Raw genomic sequence first — 21,356 nt, forward strand, 5'->3', positions numbered from 1 at the left:
ATGAGGTTCAACAACTAATAAAGATCTCACGGACCTAGGAGCCCCTATTTGCTGTAAAAAGGCCATTTTGCGGGCTTAACGGACTCAGGAGCACCTATTTAGGCAAAACCCCACTAGTTAGGGCCTATTTTATTGACATAGGGGTTATGCGGTCCGCTAGACTCCAAACCATTGCAGGAATGAGGAAATAGGAGCTATACGATCCGCTATGACGTGGGTTACCTGAAGTTCGGGTGGGGGAGTGGGTTTGGGTTAATGTAGCATCGATCCACGTGTAATTCCTCCAGTTCGTTATTCAGTCTTCCCGGCCATCACAACTTGCCTTACATAACATTCCAGTAACCTTCTATATCCTCACAGGGTTTTAAGTAGTAACTGATCTTGGAAGACCATTTGGACAATATGAGATATAATAGGTTATTATATAATAAATGACAATATATTTCATTTTAGAGAAATTGCGAGATATAGATCAAGAGGAAACCCTCTGGAGGATGAGAATGAGAATGGGAATGGGAATGAGAGTAATGAATGCTGTAGTAGTTATTGTCGTTATCATTGCCGTACTTTTTCCAGTTTATCTATATAACGAAGGGAAAAACGCTTTTTCAAACAAAAGACAATATGAGATGAATTGGCAGTTGAAATTGCCTTCCAATTTTAATGAGCTTGATCAATACAATAATCAAGGAGGATTTCACGGGGACGGGATAAGCTATACCATTTTTAGAACGAAAGGAGAATACACTTCATCCATATTAGAGTCTACAGGCGGAAGAAAAACGATTGTAGCATATTCTGGGGACTCCCTAAATGAAAATGACAGAGACATCAAACTTTTTACTGAAAATATAACAGCTCAATTGGGTGTTGCTCAAGAAAACACACCTGCGTTTAATGAAGTTTATCAATGGCAAGAGTTCAATTGTGAAAATGATAGATTAGTAGTTCTCTATTTTCCAGATAAGAACCTTGTGTATTTTGCGGAAGATTTGAAATGAAGTCGAGATTTAGGTTGTGAGCATAACCGATCGCGACTTTTTGTGATTTTGATAAGATGGAATTGAAGAACGGATGCCGACTCTTTTAGAGGACGGGAAAGCCGTTTCTTCTTGCTGTGCAGCCTTCTATGAAATGATCCCAAACACAGTATTTCCTGATTGGGCTGCAAAAATGTGCTTTGAACCTTCTAATCATGTAAAATATAAGTATCATTGTTATTTTACCATAGGAGGTTTACTATATATGCCCGTAAGTCAAGAGTCCATGAATGTCGTTCAAGCAATCCGCACCAATCTGGAATCCTGCATATTAGGAAAATCATTCGAAATACAGCTGCTGCTGACGGCGCTCCTGGCAGGCGGACATGTCTTGATCGAGGACGTGCCGGGTACAGGCAAAACCCAGCTCATCCGGGCACTCTCCCGTTCGATGTCGGGAGACTACCGCCGGATTCAATGTAATCCCGATATTCTGCCAAGTGACATTACCGGGGTATCCGTATACCATCCGCGGGATGAGATGTTTCATTTCCGTCCGGGACCCGTCATGACCAATATTCTGCTGGCGGACGAGATCAACCGTGCCACCACCAAAACCCAGTCCGCGCTGCTGGAGGTCATGGAAGAACGCAATGTGACCGTAGACGGCGAGACCTATCCGCTTCCCCATCCGTTTATGCTCTGCGCGACACAGAACCCGATTGACTTCGAGGGTACATATACCTTGCCCGAAGCACAGCTGGACCGGTTCATGCTGCGGCTTACCCTGGGCTACCCTGACCTGGATACCGAGAAGAGCCTGCTGCTCAGCCATCGGGATGGCCAGCCTGTGGACAGGCTGGAGCCGGTCAGCAACATGGAGCAGATCGCTGCGATCCAGGAAGAGATCCGCGATGTATATATAAGTGACCCGGTGCTCAATTATCTGCTGGATGTGGTCCGCCAGACCCGGGAACATCCGCTGGTTCTGCTGGGAGCGAGTCCGCGCGCTTCGCTGTCCTTCATGATGGCCTGCAAAGCCTATGCCTTCCTCCAGGAACGGGATTATGTGCTGCCCGATGATGTGAAGACCCTGGCTCCGTATGCCCTGGCCCACCGCATTCTGCTGCGTCCTGAGTCGCGTCTGGACAATGTGAGTGTGGAGTCCATGCTGCAGAAGCTGCTGCAGAACATTCATGTGCCTGTCACGATGAGGCATTAAGATGAGACGTTATTTGTCTGCGGCGGCAGCGGTGCTTCAGCCGGCGAAGCTTGCCGGTGTGCTTGCCATCTGGGGCATCACCTTGTTCTATGTATTATTTCAGGGCGGCAAAACTTCATTCATGCTGTTTATTATGGTCTCCGTTCTGGTCATTTATCTGGTGGCAGGCGGAATAGGCGGGGTGCGCAGAGCCAAAGGCACACGCAGCCTCCACTTCGAGCAGGACAAGCCGGATCTGCTCTATGCCGGAGGTTATCTCCGTGTCAGGCTCGCTATCACCATTCCGGGCTTTCTGCCTCTGCCTTATGTTGTGGTCAGAGAGATTCTGAAACGCCATAACGGCGAGACCTGGATATTTGAGGAGAGCCTGGTTCCCAGCCTGCGCGGAGTGGGCGAACTGCGGTTTCAGACTCCATCCCTGGAGCGGGGCAGCTACTCCTTTGCCCAGACGGAGATTGTCAGCGGGGATATTTTTGGCCTGGCGGAGCACAAAGGCAGCTTCGAGGCTGAAGGCCGGTTCCGGGTGCTCCCGCGTTCGGTCGTCATCCCGCGCTGGCAGCTCTATGAACGGAGATCACGGCTGGCGGGACCTCAGGTGTCGTTTGTACAATCGCGACGGGAGACAACCCAGATCAACGGCGTACGTGACTATGTGTACGGAGACCGGCTGACACGTATCCACTGGAATGCCACTGCCAAGACGGGAGACTGGAAATCCAAGGAATTTGAGCATGAGTCCATTCCCAAAACGATGCTGGTGCTGGACGGCAGTGCCTCGGCCTATTCCTCTTCAGCCCAGTTTGAGCTGGCAGTCTCGATTGCTGCCTCTCTGCTTGGTTATGGCATCCGTGAGCGGATCGGTATCGGTCTGTGCTGCCTGGATGAAACGACCAAGATATTTGCCCCGGCCGAGAGCGGCTCGGAGCGGCAGAAGATGCTCCAGTACCTGATTGATATCAATGCGCAGGGACGCGGCCCGCTGGTTGCGAGGCTGGAGCAGGCTCACCGGATGTTCCCGAAGGGCTCTTATTTCGTGCTGATCAGCCCGCAGACAGGCCAGCCGGTACTTGATGTGCTGCGCTGGGCCGGCACGCGGGGGATGACGCCGTGCCATATTCACGTAGGCCATGCATCGGCAGGCCACAGCCACAGTCCGGAGTGGAAGGATACTCTCCGTTCACAAGGCATCCCTGGTTATAGGGTCAGCTCACTTCAAGAGCTTCCCGCAGTGTTAGGGGGGGAACAGTGATATGAGTCGTTGGTGGAATCAGATCAAATCGTCCTGGCACCGTTCCTTAGCACTGTTATGGCTTACTATTATTGCACTGCAATGGCTCTCCTATACGGAGCCCGTCTGGCTGGCGCAGACCTCTTCTTCGGTGCTGCTCGTGGTGGCAGTGGTGGTGGGGGTCGAAGTGCTGCTGCCGGTTAAGCTGCTCTACCGGCTGCTGATTGAAGCCGCTGCTCTGGTGTATATCGTTTATCGGACAACCAATTATTATGGAATATATCTGGCTTATCCGGCTGAAACCATTAGCGAACGGCTGGGCAATGCCGGCTCGCAGCTATTGCCCTATCTTTATTTTGCGGCGGCAGCCTGGGTGCTGCTGCTGCTCTGTTCCTGGTGGGTATCCACCAAGGCACGGATTCTGCTGTTTATCGGAATGAATATCGCGGCGTTCGCGGCGCTGGATTCCTTCACGGATTCGATTCTGTGGCAGGAGGTGGCCTGGACGGTATTCGCAGGCATGGGCTGGCTGGTAAGCCAGCATCTGCGCAGCTTCCAGCTTCATTACCCTCGCGGCTGGAACCGGCTGCTGAAGTATCCTCTGAAGATCGCCGTCAATATTGCCATTGTTTTCTCGCTTGTGATTATGATCGGTGTGAATATGCCGGATGTGCGGCCAACTCTGACCGACCCTTATACGGCCTGGCAGGAGTGGAACGGCAACGGCAAATCGTCAGGAACTCGGACCACCGGAGTTGCCCTTCCCGGTGCGGGGACAGGGAATTCGGTCAATACCACCTCCGGCTACAGTATGGATGACAGCAATCTGGGCGGAGGCTTTAACTTCGATTATACTCCGGTTATGACCGTCACCTCAGACAGCCGGACTTATATGCGAGGTGAGACACGCAGTGTCTACTCCGGCAATGGCTGGAGCGACGATGACCGGATTACGCGCGGCCCGCTGGAGCGTTTCGATATCGGTGAACCCCTGAATACCGCTGCGGCCCCGAAGAGACAGACGGAGACGATCAAGCTCCAAATCAAGTTGCTTGGCGCCAATTATTATCCGGTGCTCTTTGGCGGATACGCGATCTCTGGCGTGCAATCCGTAGACGGGAAGAACCAGAACAACGGAATCTACTGGAGAGAGCGGGACAGCGAGCTGCTGTGGGATATCGATGGCCGGAACGGTGGCTATCCCCAAGAATACGAGCTGACCTCAGAAGTGCCGATAGTGCCCGTCCAAGCCCTTAGTGCGGCAACCTTTGAAGAGCTGTACGGCAATGCTCCTGCGGATGGAACGTTTCTGCAGCTGCCCGGAAATTTCCCGGATCGGGTGAAGGTGTTGGCCGAAGAGATTACAGCTGAAGCAGAAACACCGTATGAGAAGGTCATGCTTTTGCAACAATATTTACAGCAGACCTTCCCTTATACCAACGAGCCTGATCTCTCCCGCCGGACCAGCGATGATCTTGTGGAGAGCTTCCTGTTTGAGATCATGGAAGGATATTGTGACTATTATTCCACGGCATTGGTTACCATGGCCCGCTCGCTGGATATTCCGGCCCGCTGGGTCAAGGGTTATGCTCCCGGCGAGCAGGCGGAGCTCCCAGGCAATCTGGAGCTGCGCGAGCAGGGACTGAACAACAGCTACACCATCACCAATGCGGATGCCCATTCCTGGGCCGAGATTTATTTCGGTGACTATGGCTGGGTGCCTATCGAAGCAACACCTGGTTTCTCCGTACCGCTGCTGACAGCGGACGAAGCAGCGCCGGAGGAAGATCCGGCAGAGGAAGAAGCGGAACCAACACCTACGCCTGAGCAGGCTGCAACCGCCGCTGAAGCAGAGAGTGAAGGCGGGGGATTTGGATTCTGGCTTGTCCTTGCAGCCTCGCTGGTGCTGCTGGCCTGGTTGGGCTTCCTGCTCTGGCAGCAGCGGTTTAATCTCCGCTTCCTGCTGCGGCGCGTGCGTTATGGCCGCCCGCTGTCGCCGGACCAGAAAATGGTGGCCGAAACCGAACGTTGGGTTAAGTATATGCGCCGTAGGGGAATGCTGAAGGAAGAGCATGAAACCCTCCGTGAAGCTGTGGAACGCTGGAGCAGGGAGAAACCGGCGGCAGCTGCCTCGCTTCATGCCTTGCTGGCCTTGTTTGAACAAGCGGAATACAGCCCGGATGTTATTGAAGACAAAGATTGGCGCAAGGTGTATACTGAAGCTTTGCGGCTGCGCCAACATATGAAGGCACGTAAATAGACTGAACAGACGGAAAGCTGACGTCTATTCATTTGCGAAGCGTTAAGAGTATGTTATAGTTTTTGGTATGAAATTGAGGTGAGCGTATGTTTGAAATGTTGGTTCCCAAACTCCGCGTCAATACGGTATTCGATATCGCTCTGGAAGAGCTGTATCGCCAGGGATACCGCGGAATTATCACAGATTTGGATAACACACTGGTTGGAGCCAAGGCACCCTTGGCAACGCCTGAGCTGCTGCTGTGGTTCGAGAAGGTAAAGGTGCTTGGCTTCAAGCTGATTATTGTATCGAACAACAATATGGACCGGGTATCCCGTTTCGCCACTCCGCTGAACATTGAATTTGTGCATCAGGCCCGCAAGCCGAGCAATGCTCCCTTCCGCAGGGCGATGAAGCAGATGGGGCTTCAGCCGGAAGAAACGATTGTCGTGGGCGACCAGATGCTGACCGACGTCTATGGCGGCAACCGGCTGGGCCTGTTCACGGTACTGGTGCTGCCAATTTCGGTGAAGGATGAAGGCCTTGGCACGCGAATTAACCGCCGGGTTGAGCAAATTGCATTGACACGGCTGCGCAAGCAAGGAATGTGGCACGAGGAGGATAAATCTTAATGATTGAACATGATGAAACAGAACGTCCTGTAAAATGCACCGGCTGCGGCATTACGCTGCAGACCATGCATAAGGACCAGCCCGGTTATTTGCCGGAGGTGTCCTTTGAACGGGACCCGATAATTTGCCAGCGGTGCTTCCGGATCAAGAATTATAATGAAGCATCTTCGGTATCGGTGAACCAGGACGAGTTCCTCCGTCTGCTGAGCGGTGTGGGAGAGAAGAATGCGCTGGTAATCCATATTGTTGATATTTTTGACTTTGAAGGCAGCCTGATTTCCGGCCTGCAACGTTTCGTCGGCAATAACCCGGTTATTCTTGCCGTCAACAAAACCGACCTGCTGCCCAAGGTGACGAATTGGAACAAGCTGCGCAACTGGTTTCAGCAGCGCTGCAAGGAGCAGGGACTGCGGACCGCAGAGATTGTGCTCTGCAGCGCCAAACGCAATCAGGGCTTCGACCACCTGCTGGAGGCGGTTACCGAGCTTCGCGGACAACGCGATGTGTATGTGGTCGGGGCTACCAATGTGGGCAAGTCCACCCTGATCAACCGGCTGATCTCCGATTATAGTGATCTGGAGCAGGAGCTGACCACTTCACGTTATCCAGGCACCACGCTGGATACCGTTAGAATCCCGCTGGATGACGGGCATTATATTATTGATACGCCGGGTATCGTTTATCCTTGGCGTTACAGTGAGCTGGTCGAGCGGCAGGATCTGGATGCCGTAATGCCATCTAATCCGCTTAAGCCTGCAGTGTACCAGCTTAATGAAGGACAGACCTTGTTCTTCGGCGGTCTGGGACGGTTTGACTTCGTGCAGGGCGTACATCAGTCCTTCACCTGCTTCATCAGCGGTACGCTGAAGATTCATCGCACGAAGCTGGAACGGGCCGATGAATTGTATCAGAATCACCGCGGAGTGATGCTGTCGCCTCCGGGCAGCGAACAGTTGGACAAGCTTCCCACGTGGCAGCGGCATGAGTTCCGCATTGCCAAGAACAGCCAGACCGATCTGTTCATGTCCGGCTTGGGCTGGATCAAGGTGAACGGAAGCGAAGGCGCTGTGGTAGCCGTTCATGTACCGCGCGGCGTGAAGGTATTGACCCGTCCATCGCTGATCTGACGAGGAGGAGAAGGTTATGTCTGAGACAGCTTCGGCTGGGGTGAATGCAAGTGGAGCGATCCTGCTGGGAGTGATGGGAGACCCGATCGGTCATTCCAAGTCACCGCTTATGCAGGAGGCAGCCCTTAGGGCACTCGGCATAAGCGGTGCCTATGTGCCGCTGCATGTCACGCCAGATAAGCTGGGCGAAGCGGTCCAGGCGATCCGCATCCTCGGCTTCCGTGGCGTGAATGTAACGATTCCGCACAAGGTGGCGGTTATGGAGTATATGGACCATCTGGACGAAAGTGCGCTTTCGGTCGGTGCGGTCAATACAGTAGTCAATGACGGCGGAGTGCTGACCGGTTATAATACCGATGGCATCGGGTATGTCCGGTCGCTCAAGGCTGAAGCGATAGCTGACCTGTCGGGCGCGCGCATTCTGGTGATTGGAGCCGGAGGAGCGGCCAGAGGCATCGTTACGTCGCTGCTGCAGGAGAATCCGGCTTCGATTGTGATTGCTAACCGCAATGCGGCCAAGGCAGTGGAGCTGGCAGCGGAATGCAGAACCAAAGGTAAGGTGAAGGGCATCAGTCTGGCTGAAATGCCGGCGGAACTGCAGGGTATTCAGGTAGTGATCAACACGACCTCTGTAGGCATGTATCCGCATACGGATGAGACACCGCTGGACCCTTCGCTGCTGCATGAAGGAATGGTGGTCAGTGATCTGATCTACAACCCGCTGCGCACCCGGCTGTTGACGGAGAGCCTGGAGCGGGGCTGCCGCATCCACGGCGGCCTGGGGATGTTCATCTATCAGGGGGCTTATGCCCTTGAATATTGGACTGGACGCCCTGCGCCAATTGACGTTATGCGCAGCAGTATGCTGGAAACACAGGACAGCAGCAGCATCTAGAAATGGATTAGTGAAGTTAGGGTTACTACTTAGGTTCATGCGAGGATCGTTCGGAGTAAATTAGGTGCAAAACTGCAACTAATTTACTCCGAATCGCAAGCCAGGAGGTAATTAAGTGCGTTTCTGCAACTAATTTCGAGTGAATCAGGATTATTACGCTCAAGTGCCCAAATTAGATGCCCTTTTGCACTTATTTCCTCCAAAACGGATAAAATTGGCTAATTAGATGCAGATTTGCAACTAAATCGGTGGAATGGGCTTACGAACCATCATGGAGTTGAGTCTTTGATGCCCTTATCATGCGAGGCCTAAGTAGTAACAGTTAGGGTAATAATATATGTTAATTAAGGGGTTTGTTCATTTATGTTAAACGGTAAACAAAAAAGATATCTTCGCTCTCTGGCGCATCATCTGGACCCGGTATTCCAGGTAGGCAAGGGCGGTGTCAACGATCATCTGATCCGCCACATCGAGGAAGCGATCGAGAAACGCGAGCTGATGAAGATCAGCGTGCTGAACAACAATGTTGAAGATCCGAAGGAAATTGGTGCGGCGCTCTCCGAACAATCCGGCTCCGAGCTGGTGCAGGTGATCGGCAAGACGATTGTGCTCTACAAGGAATCCAAAGATAATAAGACCATTGAACTGCCCCGTTAACATCAAACAGGCAAGTTACAAGGAGGAGGTCTCTTGAAGGTTGGCATTATGGGAGGGACCTTCGATCCCCTGCATATCGGCCATATGATGGCAGCCGAGGCGGCAAGAGAGAGCTACGGCCTGCAGGAAGTGTGGTTTATGCCCTCGCACATCCCTCCGCACAAGCATGAAGCCTATGTATCCGCTGCAGACCGGCTTGCTATGGTGGAGGAAACGGTTAAGGGGCATGAGGCTTTTCGTACGCTGGATTGGGAGGTGTCGAGTGACGGCGTTTCCTATACCATCGATACGATCCGGAAGCTGCAGGAGGAGTATCCGCAGCTGGATTTCTATTTCATCATCGGTGCGGATATGGTGCAGTACCTGCCCAAGTGGCAGGGCATTGAGGAGCTGGCTCAGCGGATTAACTTCATTGGCGTTGAGCGTCCGGGTACTCAGCTGGATCTGGGAGCATTGCCCCAGGCCATTGCGGCCAAGGTATTGCTGGCAGATATGCCGCTGGTCGAAATCTCCTCTACTCAGCTGAGAGAACGGGCTGCCGCTGGCCGCTCTATCCGTTACATGGTACCCGACGCTGTTTATGACTATGTTCAAAGGAGTGGATTGTATGGAGTACAGCCGCGAAGCGCTGATTAAAGCGGTATCGGCGCAGATGCCCGACAAGCGCTGGAAGCATACACTGGGCGTTATGGCTTCATCCGTGAAGCTGGCGGAGCAGTATGGCGCAGATCCGGAGCGAGCCGAAACGGCTGCGATTCTGCATGATGTGGCCAAATATTGGCCGGTGGAGAGCATGAAGGAGATTATGGAGCAGAACGGCCTCGATACAGGACTGCTGAAGCATGACAAACAGCTGTGGCATGCCGAGGTTGGCGCTTTTGTAGCGGAGCGGGATTACGGTATTGCCGATTCTGACGTGCTGAACGCCATCCGCTTCCATACCTCGGGCCGGGAGGGGATGAGTCTGCTGGAGAGAATTGTCTGTCTTGCCGATTACATCGAACCTGGACGTGACTTTCCAGGCGTGGACCATATCCGCAAGCTGGCCAAATCCAGCCTGGAGGAAGGCCTTGTTGCCGGTCTGGATTCCACGATCAGTCTGCTGCTCGAGAAGCGTCGGATTATTTACCCGCTCACCGTACTCGCACGCAACGATTTAGTAAGAATATTGGAGGAAAACATATGAACGTACAATCAAACAAGCTGTTACAGCTGGCCTTGAAGGCCGTTGAAGATAAGAAAGCAATGAACGTTGTGGCTCTGGACCTGCGCAGCGTTTCACCAATCAGTGATTATTTCGTCATTTGCCACGGTAATTCGGATGTGCAGGTGCAGGCCATTGCTACCGAAATCCGTAAAGTGGTCCATGAAGCCGGCGGCATGATCCGCGGCATTGAAGGCATGGATTCCGCCCGCTGGGTGCTGCTTGATCTCGGAGATGTAATCGTACACGTATTCCACCGCGATGAACGCGAATATTACAATATCGAGCGTCTGTGGTCGGATGCCAAGGTTGTGGAATCGGTATGAGCCTGATTGCCGGAACTACAGTTACGCTGGATGTAGTTAGAGAAGTCTCCCCCTACGGGTTCTTTCTGAATGCGGGAGATGAAGATGTTATGCTGCATTATACGGAACTGACCGAAAAGGTTAGAGCCGGCGATAAGGTAGAGGTGTTCATCTTCTTCGACACCGAGGACCGCCTGGCAGCTACGATGAAGAAACCCTTTCTGACGCTTGGCGAGATGGCCCTGCTGGAAGTAGCAGATATCCATCCGCGGCTGGGCTGTTTCCTGGAAATGGGCCTGGGCCGCCAGCTGCTGCTTCCGATGAGCGAGCTGCCGGAGCTGACCGAGCTGCGGCCGCAGCTCGGTGACCGTGTATTTGTCCTTATGGAGCATGACAAGCAGGGACGGCTTCGCGCCAAGCTGTGCGGAGAACTGGAGCTGATGCCTTATGTGGTCGCTGCACCGGAGTCCTGGATGGGCCAGACGGTCAAGGCGCGGGTCTACAGACCACTGCAGATGGGCACCTTCGTGCTGGTCGACGGCGGTGTGCTGGGCTTCGGCATGATCGGTATGGTACATTCCTCCGAACGCAGCCGTCTGCTGCGCTTGGGTGAGCTGTTTGAGGCTCGTGTCTCGCATGTCCGTGAAGACGGCCGTGTGAACCTGTCCATGTCTGCCCGCCGGGAAGTGGGCCGGGATGTGGATTCCGCCGCGCTGCTCAGCTTTCTGAAGGAGCGTCCGGGCGCTGCGATGCCGTATTCCGATGCCACGCCGCCGGATATCATCAAGGAGCGGTTTGGCATCAGCAAGTCTGCGTTCAAGCGAGCGCTGGGCAAGCTGTACAAGGAAGGTCTGATTACCCAGAAGGAGAACTGGACCTACCTTGTAAACAAGGAAGAGGATCAGGAAGCCGCAGCGGATGACAAAACCAACGACTGACAGATGATCCAGCAGTAGATTGTTTAAGGTAATAGAAAGTGCGGTGTAATGATGTCTTCCTACGGAAAATTTGCTTATGTATACGATGAGCTGATGGCGGATATGCCCTATCCGGACTGGCTGAGATTTGCCGAGACAGCTTGGAGCCAATACGGCAAACCGCATACAGTTGCCGAACTGGGCTGCGGAACAGGCAGTATTACGATCCCGCTGGCCGCTGAAGGCTATCACATGACGGGAATCGACCTCTCATCGGATATGCTGGCGGTAGCCCAGCGCAAGATGGAGGAGCACCCACAGGGACGCCGTTTCCTGCGGGAAGGCAGTGTGCGCTGGATCAGACAGAACATGAAGGACTGGCAGCTGCCTGAGCCGGTGGACGCGGTGATTTCCTTCTGCGATTGTCTGAATTATGTGCTGGAGGAAGAGGATATCCGTTCCGTGTTTGCCAGCACCTACAGAGGCCTGAAGCCGGGAGGCTGCTTCCTGTTTGATGTGCATCATCCCAATACCTTTATCCGGTATGAGGAGGAGCAGCCGTTCGTGCGCAATGAGCCTGCTGTGTCCTATATCTGGACCTGCGGGCTGGATGTTCCCCGGCGGGAGATCGAGCATAATCTGTCAATCTTTGTGCAGGAGAAGGACCGTCCGGACCGTTATCAGCGTTTCGAGGAGACCCACATCCAGCGGGCATACGAGCCCGAATGGCTGACATCAGAGCTGCTGCAGGCCGGATTCAGCAATGTGAAGACCTATGCGGATTTCGAATGGGTGGAAGCCGGGGATGACGCGGCAAGACTGTTCTATATAGCAGTGAAATAAATAGCACTAAGGTCAGGTCCTTGCCCCCGGCGAGGGCCTTTTTATGTTTGGTAGCTGTTCACGTATACACTTATTCCAAAAAAAGAGTGACCCGAGCCATTCTCGGCTAAGGTCACTCCTGTCTTCCAATCCCTCTTACCGGTGCTCAAACAGGTCAATCGCACCAAGAACAATATGGGCCAGACCAAATCCGAGTACGCCGGTTGCAGCCATTCTGTACTTGCTGCGAAACAAAGCAGCGCTAGAAGCGGTAACTACAGTTCCAAGAACGGTGGGTATCATACCTTCGCGCATTCGAAACACTCCTTCTCAGTGGTATGGGAGACAAAGGTTAGTCTCGGTAGAAGGGCAGTGTATTATGCGGAGGAAGGACTGAAGCCAATTATTCCCTCTCCGCTACCGGAGCCTCAGTCACAGCCTCATCAGCCAGCTCATGCACATTGTAGAGCACGCGGGCCATCAGGTCCTGGCCGTAGTTGCCGAAGTGCTTGCCATAGATGGTCAGGCCGCGTTTGTTCAGCGGTTTGTCCGTGACAGCGATGCGGAAGGTCAGCTCGCTCTTATAATTCAGCTGGATATCATCCAGAGTTACCTGGGAGATACGGCAGCCGTCAATGAAGCTGCCTTCATTGTTGATGCGGATCAGCTTCAGCATGCCGTATTGATTCAGATGGGGCGGCCACCAGTCCGGATTGAAGGTGCCACGCGAAGCTCCGAAGTCGCCAGGACTGGTCCAGAAGCCGATCTCGATCCCATTGACATAGAAGTAGAGGTCAGAAGGGTAATTATCGTTGTAGCCGGGTGCCTCCGAACCGATCTCCATGGAGAATTGAATCTCACGAAAGGTCTGGTTGGCTTTGAGGTAGTTCGGAATTCGGTACTCCAGGAACCCTTCCGCCATCCAGATAATCTCCGAATCAATCCGCTGCGGGTCTGCGAAATAACGCGGCTCGTCGAAATCACCGATAATGCTGTCCTTGGTAGCCAGCCCGCAGGTAGGAACCGCCTGATAATTGCTGTAATGCCCGACCTGGATCTCCACCTCATACAGGTTGTCCACATCCTTGCTGCGCAAATCCACCATCAGTTTGTCTTTATTTAAATAACAGAGCTTCTGGATGCCGTGTTTGCCTACGGAAGTATTAATCTCAATGAGACCGCTTTCTTCAAGCTTCTTGATATGCATAGTGATGGCACCGTTGCTGAGATTCAGCTTCTTGGCGATTTCATTAAGATTCAAGGCCTGATTCGTGGCCAGCATCTCCAGAATCTGAATCCGGATCTCGGAGCTCAGCGCTTTGAAGATATCAATTCCACTCATTAGATCTTTAATGTATATCATGTGACCTTACCTTCTTCCATGACATTGTGAATTTATTAACTATTTTATAAAATTATAAACTAATCAACACTGAAAATAAAGCTTTCTTACTTCATTTGTAATTAAATGCACGAAATTAGCTAAAATATAAAAATGGGTTGATATAACTTTAGTTTTACCTAAACATAAAAGTCAATTATTTTCTGAAAAATGCACAATATTTCTGTTTTAAAGACGTATTATCCTTTCATTTCATGTAAGTGTAAATTGGTTTAGATAAATATGTTTACAAAAGAAGCGTATATGTGTTATTTTATACCTGTAAGCGAATACATTCAATGCTTATTTAAATGTTTCATACTATTTTAAACAGAAGGTGGTTCATACAGGATGTAACCGGTCCGCTAAGCCTTGAAGGTGAATTGTATCCGGTTACAAACAGGGAGGGTGAAATGAATCAGGCTTTTTGAACCAACGTCTGGTGCAGTACAATAATTCATTTATATTGGAGGAGAAAGTAATGAGAAAAAAGTGGGGTTTTTCATCATTAATTATGGTTCTTGTACTAATGAGCGTATTGGCTGGTTGCAGCAGTGAGGACAAGAACAGCATCACCTTCTGGACGCCTCTTACCGGAGATGACGGGGCTTATATGGATCAGCTGGTCAAGGATTATAACGCTACAGATCCTGCTGTGAAAGTGAAGCACGTAATCACCTCTGATATGTACACCAAAGTCTCCACCGTATTGAACTCCGGCAAAGGAGTGCCGGACTTGACGATCATCCATGCGGACCGTGTTCCCGGATATGTGAAACAGGGAGTGCTGGAGCCGATGACTGCAGTCACCAGCGCGCAGCCCGAGATCAAGCAGGATAACTACCTGCCGCAGGCTTGGTCAACCGGAACCGTAGACGGAACCCAATACACGGTGCCGCTGGACATCCACAGCTCCGCGATGTACTACAACAAGGATCTGCTGAAGAAGTATAATGCCGAATCCTTCCTAGATGATAATGTGGTGACTATTGATGAGATGCTGTCCCTGCAAGGGAAGCTGGATGAAGGCGATTATGTTGTAAATGATGCGCTGCTGGGCTGGGTCATTCTGGCTCAAATCCAGAACTTGGGCGGAGATATTCAACAGGACGGCAAGCCTGCGGTGAATACGCCGGTCATGAAGCAAGCGTTCGAGAATGTCAAGAAAGTTGCCGATGCCGGTATGATGACTCCCTTTGGGGAAGATGGCTACCTGATGTTCCAGTCAGGCAATGTCTTGTTCTCCACGGATGGAACCTGGAGCTCCAATGCCCACGCGGGTGTGGAAGGATTGAATTTTGGAGTGACCAATGTTTACTCCAGTACCCCTGATAAATTTACCAACCGTTCGTCTTCCCATTTGTTCTCCATGCTGAAGAATTCGGAAAGAACGGAAGAGAAGGTAGCGGGAATCGGCAGCTTCCTGGAATTTATTCGTCAGAACTCACTGGAATGGGCTAAGGCCGGCCAGATTGTTGCCAGTAAACAAGTTAATGAAAGTCCGGAATACAAGGAATATATGCAATCCTTCTTCACCTCCGATGAGAAAGAAATTGAATCCCTATACATTTATACTTACGAATATTATCCATACATTGCGGAAGCCGTCGATACCTACTGCGCAGATATTGTCCGCGGGAAAGTAGACATAGATGAAACCTTGCAGACGATGCAGAAGTTTGTGGAAGATAAAATCGCTGAAGGCAGTAGTGCCGCTAAATAAACGCAAACAGAATAGATTGTGTGAGGGCAATGGGCTGTAGGCCCATTGCCCTCACACAAAAGGAGAAATGATTGCCTATGAAAAAGAAGCTGAATCTGGCACCTGTTTTCTTTGTGGGTCCGCATGTGATCTTGTTTGCCGTATTCGTGCTGTTGCCGACGATTTATGGAATTTACGCTTCATTTACAAAATGGAATCTGATGAATGATCCGGTATGGGTAGGTTTAGACAACTACAAGACGATTCTATTTGACAGCGGCTCCACCTTTCACACCCAATTTCAGAATGGCCTCAAGAATACGTTAATCTTTGTCGTGCTGAGCGTTCCGCTATTAATCATCATTCCGCTGATGATAGCTGTAGCCCTGGAGCATAAGAAAGTGAAGATGAAAAATCTGATTCAATCCATATTGTACATCCCGGGCCTGATCTCCATCTCTGCGGCAGCTCTCATATGGTTATTGATCTTCAATAAGCAGCTTGGAATTACCGGCAATATCTTCGGCTCCCAGATCGCCTGGCCGACGCATCAGCCTTATGCCTGGCTGATCATTATCGTCATCACCATTTGGGGCGGAGTGGGCGGCAACATGATTATCTATCGCGCTTCGATCAGCGGTGTAGCTCCCGATCTGTATGAATCGGCCGAGCTGGACGGTGCGGGTGCCATCCGCCGATTCACCAGCATTACCTTGCCTTCCATCCGTTTCCCGCTGATTTACACCTTCGTCATGACTACGGCCGGAGCCTTTAATGTCTTTGGTCAGCCACTCATGATGACCGATGGCGGGCCGCAACAGAGCACACATGTACTGATGATGTACATTCGGCAGCTGGCGTTCGGCAACGGGGAATCCATCGCCGGAATGGCATCAGCGATGGCGGTGTTGCTGGGACTGATCATTCTGGTCATTTCGGCGCTGCAATATTATGTGATGAACCGGAACGCAGCTTAAGTTCGCGATTTCATCCTTGCTAACCATGGAACAGGAAAAGGCAGGTGCAAACAAATGTCAAAGCAGGCAATCAATCATATGGACAACCGTCCGGCTCTAAACGGACAAGGAGCATCGAAAAAAGGATTAGGAATCAGCATCTCCAAATACATCTCTTACTTTTTTCTGATTAGCTTATGTTTAATCTGGGTCATTCCTGTCATCTTCGGGGTATCCACGTCGTTCCGTTCGCAAACGGAAGTAGTCTCCTCAGGGTTCCGGCTTTTCCCTGAACAGTGGATCCTTGAGAACTATGTCAAGATTCTGGATAATACCTCAACAGCGCCTATTTTGCGGTGGCTGATGAACTCTCTGTTTATCGCGACCCTGCATACGTTTCTGGTGGTTGTAATCATCTCGATTACCGGCTACGGCTATTCGCGGATGAAGTTTAAGGGAAGAGACACCTTGTTTTTTACCTTGCTGGGTATTTCCTTTTTCCCCGGTGTGGTGAATCTGATTCCTTCCTACAAAATCATTGATGCGCTCGGCTGGGTGAACACCTCCTGGGCGATGATTATCCCCGGTCTGGCCGGAATGGGCAATATCTTCCTGGTCCGTCAGTTCATGAACGGGATTCCACGTGAGCTGGACGAATCGGCAACGGTTGACGGTGCAAGTGATTTCAGAATTTATGCTTCAGTCATTCTGCCGTTGATGAAACCCATACTAATTGTGTGCGGGCTGTTCTCATTCACAGGCTCGTGGAACGATTTCCTGTGGCCGGTCATCGTGTTCACCGATGTAGACAAAATGCCGGTAACGGCAGGTCTGCTGCTGCTGCAGGATATTTACGGCAACTACCGGATGATTGGACAGCTGATGGGCTCTGCGATTCTGGCGATTATTCCAACCATGCTGCTTTTCCTGTTTGCGCAGAAATATTTTGTGCAATCCATTAACTTGAATTCGGGTATCAAAGGCTAGACTAAATAGAGATTGAGGGAGAGAAACCTATGAGCGTATCTATCGTCATTCATGCGGATCTGCCGCAAGCAACAATCAACAAAAATATCTATGGCCATTTCGCCGAACATCTCGGCAGATGTATCTATGAAGGCATCTGGGTAGGCGTGGATTCGCCGATTCCCAATACGGAAGGTTTCCGCAATGATGTGCTGGCGGCGCTGAAGCAAGTGAACATTCCGGTGCTGCGCTGGCCGGGCGGCTGTTTCGCCGATGAATATCACTGGAAAGATGGCATTGGACCGAAGGAAACCCGCAAGCGGATGGTAAATACACACTGGGGCGGTTTGGTTGAGAACAATCACTTTGGCACCCATGAATTCTTCCGGTTCTGCGAGCTGCTGGATTGCGAGCCTTATATCTGCGGCAATGTCGGCAGCGGCACGGTTCAGGAAATGTCGGAGTGGGTGGAGTACATGACCTTCGAGGGTGAGTCCCCGATGGCCGACTGGCGGCGGGCAAACGGCAGAGAAGAGCCGTGGAAGCTGAAGTATTTTGGTGTAGGGAATGAGAACTGGGGCTGCGGCGGCAACATGCGTCCCGAATATTACGCCGATCTCTATCGGCAGTATCAGACCTATGTCCGGAATTACGGGGATAACCAATTGTTCAAAATTGCCGGCGGCGCCAATGTCGACGACTATAACTGGACGGAGGTACTGATGCGGGAAGCGGGCCGTTTCATGGATGGACTGAGCCTGCATTCGTACACCATTCCCGGCAGCTGGGAAGAGAAACGTCCGGCGCTTGGTTTCGATGAAGCCGAATGGGTGGAGACGATGAAGAAGTCGCTGCATATGGATGAGCTGATTACCCGCCATTCCGCCATCATGGATCAATATGATCCACAGAAGCGGATAGGGATGATTATAGATGAATGGGGAACCTGGTTCCAGAGTGAGCCTGGAACGAATCCGGGGTTTCTCTATCAACAGAACACATTAAGGGATGCTTTGGTAGCAGGTATACATCTGAATATTTTTCAGAAGCACAGTGACCGGGTACAGATGGCAAATCTGGCTCAGGTAGTGAATGTGCTGCAGGCGATGATCCTGACCGAAGGCGATCAATTGCTGCTCACCCCTACGTATCATGTCTTCGACATGTACAAGGTTCATCAGGGAAATGAGTCGCTGGCGGTGAATTTCGCAAGTCCGGATTATTCCTTCGAAGGGGTGACCATTCCGCAGTTAAGCGTCTCTGCATCCCGGGATCAAGGCGGCAACGTATACGTGTCGATCTGCAACCTGAGCCATTTGGAGCCGGTAAGCGTAAATTTCCGGATCGGAGGCGCCTCGCTGAAAGAGGTATCCGGACAAATACTGACTCATGGGGAGCTTAATGCCCATAATACATTCGAAGAACCAGAGAAAGTAACCATTGCCGCCTATAATGGTGCTGCCCTGAATAACGGACAGCTGGAGTGCGAGCTGCCGCCCGCTTCCGTGGTTGTACTTACGTTGAAGTAGGAAGGCTGCCCTCAACAAGGAACGAAATCAACATCAATCTATGACTGCTAACAGATCAAAGGAGAAACCATTATGAACACAAACAGAGACTATGCCAATCCGCTGGTGGAGCAGCGGGCCGATCCCTGGATCTATAAGCATACAGACGGATATTATTATTTCACGGCTTCCGTGCCGGAATATGACCGGATTGAGGTACGCAGAGCCTCGACGCTTGAAGGGCTGCGGGAAGCTATGCCGGTTGTAGCTTGGCGCAAATATGAGTCCGGTCCGCTCAGTGCCAACATCTGGGCACCGGAAATTCACTATATTGATAGCAAATGGTACATTTATTTCGCGGCTGCCCGGACAACTGAAACGAATGAAGGGTTGTTCGACCACCGGATGTTTGCACTGGAGAATGAGTCGGCGAATCCGCTGGAGGGTACGTGGACAGAGAAAGGCCAGGTGAAGACGGCCTGGGAATCCTTTGCCCTTGATGCGACTGCATTCCAGCACAGAGGCAAGCTGTATTATGTCTGGGCCCAGAAGGACCCGGTCATTCCGGGCAATTCCAATCTGTACATTTCAGAGATGAGCAATCCCTGGACATTAACCGGTGTACAGACGATGATTGCCAAGCCGGAATATGACTGGGAGACACACGGCTTCAGTGTGAATGAGGGCGCTGCGGTACTGAACCGCAATGGCAGAATCTTCATGAGTTTCTCGGGCAGTGCAACAGATCATAATTACTGTATGGGGCTGCTGTCCGCCGATGAGAACAGTGATCTGCTGGATGCGGCCTCCTGGACGAAATTCCCGCAGCCGGTCTTCCAGACCAGCGAAGAGAACGGGCAATATGGTCCCGGGCACAACAGCTTCACCGTCAATGAAGAAGGAGACGATGTGCTGATCTATCATGCCCGCAACTACAAGGAGATTACAGGTGATCCGCTGTATGATCCGAACCGCCACACCCGCGCTCAGGTCTTCCGCTGGAAGGAAGACGGCACGCCGGAGTTTGGTGTTCCGGTGAAGGATGGCAGATCCTAAGCAGGAAATAACAAGAAACGAGCAGGCCCCGGAAATCGGTGGCCTGCTCGTTTGGGTTAGTAAGGATATAATTAAGTTAATTTAGATTTAAGGAGTATACTGCTGAACGAATGATGTAATCTGGCCATCCTGTACTGTAATATGGTATGGCGATTGGCTTAGATCAAACACCTCATTCTGGCTGAACAGCTTAACGAACTGCTCCAGGGTAACCTGCTCATTCCAGTTGATATCGAGATCTTCGATATTGCCGGTGTGGTCATAGATTTGGAGAGTTACTGTGGCGGTGGCCGCTACCGGATAGTCCGTCAGACTGTCGCTGTCATTCACGATATAATAATCATCCGGTGGACCGCCGATCTCAGCGGCAGCTTCAGGCTCTCTTTGTGCAAAAACTTCAGTGGCTTCAGCGCCCTGATACCATTCTATTTCATCGGCCGAGAGGGCAGTGCTGCCGTCACCGGATGTTAACGATTGGATATACACCGTAAGCTGCTGAGCGGATACGCCGCTCTGCGCGTTAGCCTTCGTCCCGACTGTGCTGGCCGTAGTAATAAGGGAAAGGAATAACAGGACAACAACAGGCAATACGTAAGCTGATCTTTTCTTGGACATGATTTATCTCCCCCTTGGGATGTGTGTAGCACAGTATAAGGTAGATTACCCTTGCTGAACTCTTTCAAACGTGCTTTCTACCTCTTTAAACGAGATATTTCTGAAAATGTTGCAATTATTTTTCGGAAAACGGCATAGGAAGATAAAACCAGAGAAATGGGGCTTTAGGGGGAGAACCAAACCTGCGCTATATCAGGTGAAGGAGACGAATCAGGCCATACCTGTGAAAGGCAGATCGTTATTATTCTATGTCACTGGATGAAGGTTTAGGCCAGGAAATATTGTAGTTTCAAACTTAAAAGTAGGCGGATGCGCTCGTTGATCAAAATACATGCAAAGTGATGCCTCCGAAAGATAGGAGCATCAAAGACTAAGCCACTTGATGGCCACATTTGTCCGATCCACCGATTTAGTTGCAAATACGGTTACTGCTTAGGCCACGGTTATGATGAGAACATCGAAGACTCCGCTCCATGACAGTTTCCTAAATCCGAACCGTGATTTAGTTGCAAAAGTGCATCTAATTTGCGAATTTTCTCCGTTTTAGAGGAAATAAGTGCAAATATGGTTACTACTTAGGTCCCCTAGCCCTCTTCGCTCGTAACCCTCGCTTCGATTTCAGACGGTTGCGGACTCAGGAGCCTCTATTTGCTGTAAATAAGCCGTTTTGCAGGATTAACGGACCCAGGAGCCTCTATATCACAGAAAACCCTCGCTTTTGAGCCTGTTTTGACGACTTAGGGGCTATACGGTCCGTAAGACTTCAAAAGATCGCAGATAGGAGGAAATAGGGGCTATACGGTCCGCTAAAATGCAGGTTACCTAGTTCAAGGGCTTGGAGTCTCGCAGGGCCTAAGTAGTAACCAAATACGCATCTAATTCAGCGGTTTTTTCTGTTTTAGAGCAAATAAGTGTGAAAACGCATCTAATTCTCTGAGTAACGG

The 21,356-nt window shown here is 51.2% G+C and carries 21 protein-coding genes; 18 read left to right on the forward strand and 3 right to left on the reverse strand.

Features of this window, described 5'->3' with window-relative positions; all coding sequences use genetic code 11:
* The first annotated feature begins 500 nt into the window (after nucleotides 1–500).
* The 13 genes from B9T62_RS03140 to B9T62_RS03200 all read left to right on the forward strand — a co-directional run bounded on the left by B9T62_RS03140 (nucleotide 501) and on the right by B9T62_RS03200 (nucleotide 12,249).
* A complete protein-coding gene (locus B9T62_RS03140) occupies nucleotides 501–1,001 on the forward strand; it encodes a hypothetical protein (RefSeq protein ID WP_087913928.1) in 501 nt (166 codons plus the stop codon).
* A 244-nt stretch (nucleotides 1,002–1,245) separates the two neighbouring features.
* Nucleotides 1,246–2,202: an AAA family ATPase gene (locus B9T62_RS03145; protein WP_087913929.1), complete on the forward strand. Its 957-nt coding sequence runs from the start codon at nucleotides 1,246–1,248 to the stop codon at nucleotides 2,200–2,202.
* Between the two features lies 1 nt (nucleotide 2,203).
* A complete protein-coding gene (locus B9T62_RS03150; RefSeq protein WP_087913930.1) occupies nucleotides 2,204–3,451 on the forward strand; it encodes a DUF58 domain-containing protein in 1,248 nt (415 codons plus the stop codon).
* A gap of 1 nt (nucleotide 3,452) precedes the next feature.
* Nucleotides 3,453–5,690, forward strand: coding sequence for a transglutaminase TgpA family protein (locus B9T62_RS03155; protein ID WP_087913931.1), 2,238 nt, complete (start codon nucleotides 3,453–3,455; stop codon nucleotides 5,688–5,690).
* Nucleotides 5,691–5,776: 86 nt separating this feature from the next.
* A complete protein-coding gene (locus B9T62_RS03160; RefSeq protein WP_087913932.1) occupies nucleotides 5,777–6,301 on the forward strand; it encodes a YqeG family HAD IIIA-type phosphatase in 525 nt (174 codons plus the stop codon).
* Entirely contained in the window at nucleotides 6,301–7,428 is a 1,128-nt protein-coding gene (yqeH, locus tag B9T62_RS03165; RefSeq protein ID WP_087913933.1) for a ribosome biogenesis GTPase YqeH, read from the forward strand. The genes B9T62_RS03160 and yqeH overlap by 1 nt, the downstream gene beginning before the upstream one ends.
* A 16-nt stretch (nucleotides 7,429–7,444) precedes the next feature.
* Nucleotides 7,445–8,323, forward strand: coding sequence for a shikimate dehydrogenase (gene aroE / locus B9T62_RS03170; protein WP_087913934.1), 879 nt, complete (start codon nucleotides 7,445–7,447; stop codon nucleotides 8,321–8,323).
* A 363-nt stretch (nucleotides 8,324–8,686) separates the two neighbouring features.
* On the forward strand, nucleotides 8,687–8,980 hold the full coding sequence (gene yhbY / locus B9T62_RS03175; protein ID WP_087913935.1) for a ribosome assembly RNA-binding protein YhbY: 294 nt from the start codon (nucleotides 8,687–8,689) through the stop codon (nucleotides 8,978–8,980).
* Between the two features lie 33 nt (nucleotides 8,981–9,013).
* Nucleotides 9,014–9,616 carry a nicotinate-nucleotide adenylyltransferase gene (locus B9T62_RS03180; protein ID WP_087913936.1) on the forward strand — a complete coding sequence of 201 codons (603 nt, stop codon included), beginning with the start codon at nucleotides 9,014–9,016 and terminating at the stop codon, nucleotides 9,614–9,616.
* Nucleotides 9,588–10,166, forward strand: coding sequence for a bis(5'-nucleosyl)-tetraphosphatase (symmetrical) YqeK (yqeK, locus tag B9T62_RS03185; protein WP_087913937.1), 579 nt, complete (start codon nucleotides 9,588–9,590; stop codon nucleotides 10,164–10,166). Before B9T62_RS03180 ends, yqeK begins: the two co-directional genes overlap by 29 nt.
* A complete protein-coding gene (gene rsfS, locus B9T62_RS03190) occupies nucleotides 10,163–10,510 on the forward strand; it encodes a ribosome silencing factor (RefSeq protein WP_087913938.1) in 348 nt (115 codons plus the stop codon). The genes yqeK and rsfS overlap by 4 nt, the downstream gene beginning before the upstream one ends.
* Nucleotides 10,507–11,427, forward strand: a complete 921-nt coding sequence (locus B9T62_RS03195; RefSeq protein ID WP_087913939.1) for a CvfB family protein — start codon at nucleotides 10,507–10,509, stop codon at nucleotides 11,425–11,427. Before rsfS ends, B9T62_RS03195 begins: the two co-directional genes overlap by 4 nt.
* A 51-nt stretch (nucleotides 11,428–11,478) precedes the next feature.
* Entirely contained in the window at nucleotides 11,479–12,249 is a 771-nt protein-coding gene (locus B9T62_RS03200) for a class I SAM-dependent DNA methyltransferase (protein WP_087920105.1), read from the forward strand.
* Between the two features lie 135 nt (nucleotides 12,250–12,384).
* On the opposite strand, the gene B9T62_RS03205 is transcribed toward B9T62_RS03200, so the two are convergent.
* Complete coding sequence (locus tag B9T62_RS03205) at nucleotides 12,385–12,543, reverse strand: asparagine synthase (RefSeq protein WP_087913940.1); 159 nt, start codon at nucleotides 12,541–12,543, stop codon at nucleotides 12,385–12,387.
* A gap of 88 nt (nucleotides 12,544–12,631) precedes the next feature.
* On the reverse strand, nucleotides 12,632–13,591 hold the full coding sequence (locus B9T62_RS03210; RefSeq protein WP_087913941.1) for an ArsR/SmtB family transcription factor: 960 nt from the start codon (nucleotides 13,589–13,591) through the stop codon (nucleotides 12,632–12,634).
* A 499-nt stretch (nucleotides 13,592–14,090) separates the two neighbouring features.
* On the opposite strand from B9T62_RS03210, the gene B9T62_RS03215 reads away from it, so the two are divergent.
* The 5 genes from B9T62_RS03215 to B9T62_RS03235 all read left to right on the forward strand — a co-directional run bounded on the left by B9T62_RS03215 (nucleotide 14,091) and on the right by B9T62_RS03235 (nucleotide 19,797).
* Nucleotides 14,091–15,332 carry an extracellular solute-binding protein gene (locus B9T62_RS03215; RefSeq protein WP_087913942.1) on the forward strand — a complete coding sequence of 414 codons (1,242 nt, stop codon included), beginning with the start codon at nucleotides 14,091–14,093 and terminating at the stop codon, nucleotides 15,330–15,332.
* Between the two features lie 77 nt (nucleotides 15,333–15,409).
* The gene (locus tag B9T62_RS03220; RefSeq protein WP_087913943.1) at nucleotides 15,410–16,288 is read left to right on the forward strand and encodes a carbohydrate ABC transporter permease; all 879 of its coding nucleotides are present in this window, start codon (nucleotides 15,410–15,412) and stop codon (nucleotides 16,286–16,288) included.
* A 78-nt stretch (nucleotides 16,289–16,366) separates the two neighbouring features.
* Nucleotides 16,367–17,254 carry a carbohydrate ABC transporter permease gene (locus B9T62_RS03225; RefSeq protein WP_245864530.1) on the forward strand — a complete coding sequence of 296 codons (888 nt, stop codon included), beginning with the start codon at nucleotides 16,367–16,369 and terminating at the stop codon, nucleotides 17,252–17,254.
* A 29-nt stretch (nucleotides 17,255–17,283) separates the two neighbouring features.
* Nucleotides 17,284–18,762 carry an alpha-N-arabinofuranosidase gene (locus B9T62_RS03230; RefSeq protein WP_087913945.1) on the forward strand — a complete coding sequence of 493 codons (1,479 nt, stop codon included), beginning with the start codon at nucleotides 17,284–17,286 and terminating at the stop codon, nucleotides 18,760–18,762.
* Nucleotides 18,763–18,834: 72 nt separating this feature from the next.
* Nucleotides 18,835–19,797, forward strand: a complete 963-nt coding sequence (locus tag B9T62_RS03235; RefSeq protein WP_087913946.1) for a glycoside hydrolase family 43 protein — start codon at nucleotides 18,835–18,837, stop codon at nucleotides 19,795–19,797.
* An 87-nt stretch (nucleotides 19,798–19,884) separates the two neighbouring features.
* On the opposite strand, the gene B9T62_RS03240 is transcribed toward B9T62_RS03235, so the two are convergent.
* A complete protein-coding gene (locus tag B9T62_RS03240; RefSeq protein ID WP_087913947.1) occupies nucleotides 19,885–20,412 on the reverse strand; it encodes a hypothetical protein in 528 nt (175 codons plus the stop codon).
* Nucleotides 20,413–21,356: the final 944 nt, after the last annotated feature.

The organism is Paenibacillus donghaensis, assembly GCF_002192415.1.
In the GTDB taxonomy this organism is placed as follows: Bacteria; Bacillota; Bacilli; order Paenibacillales; family Paenibacillaceae; genus Paenibacillus_AQ; species Paenibacillus_AQ donghaensis.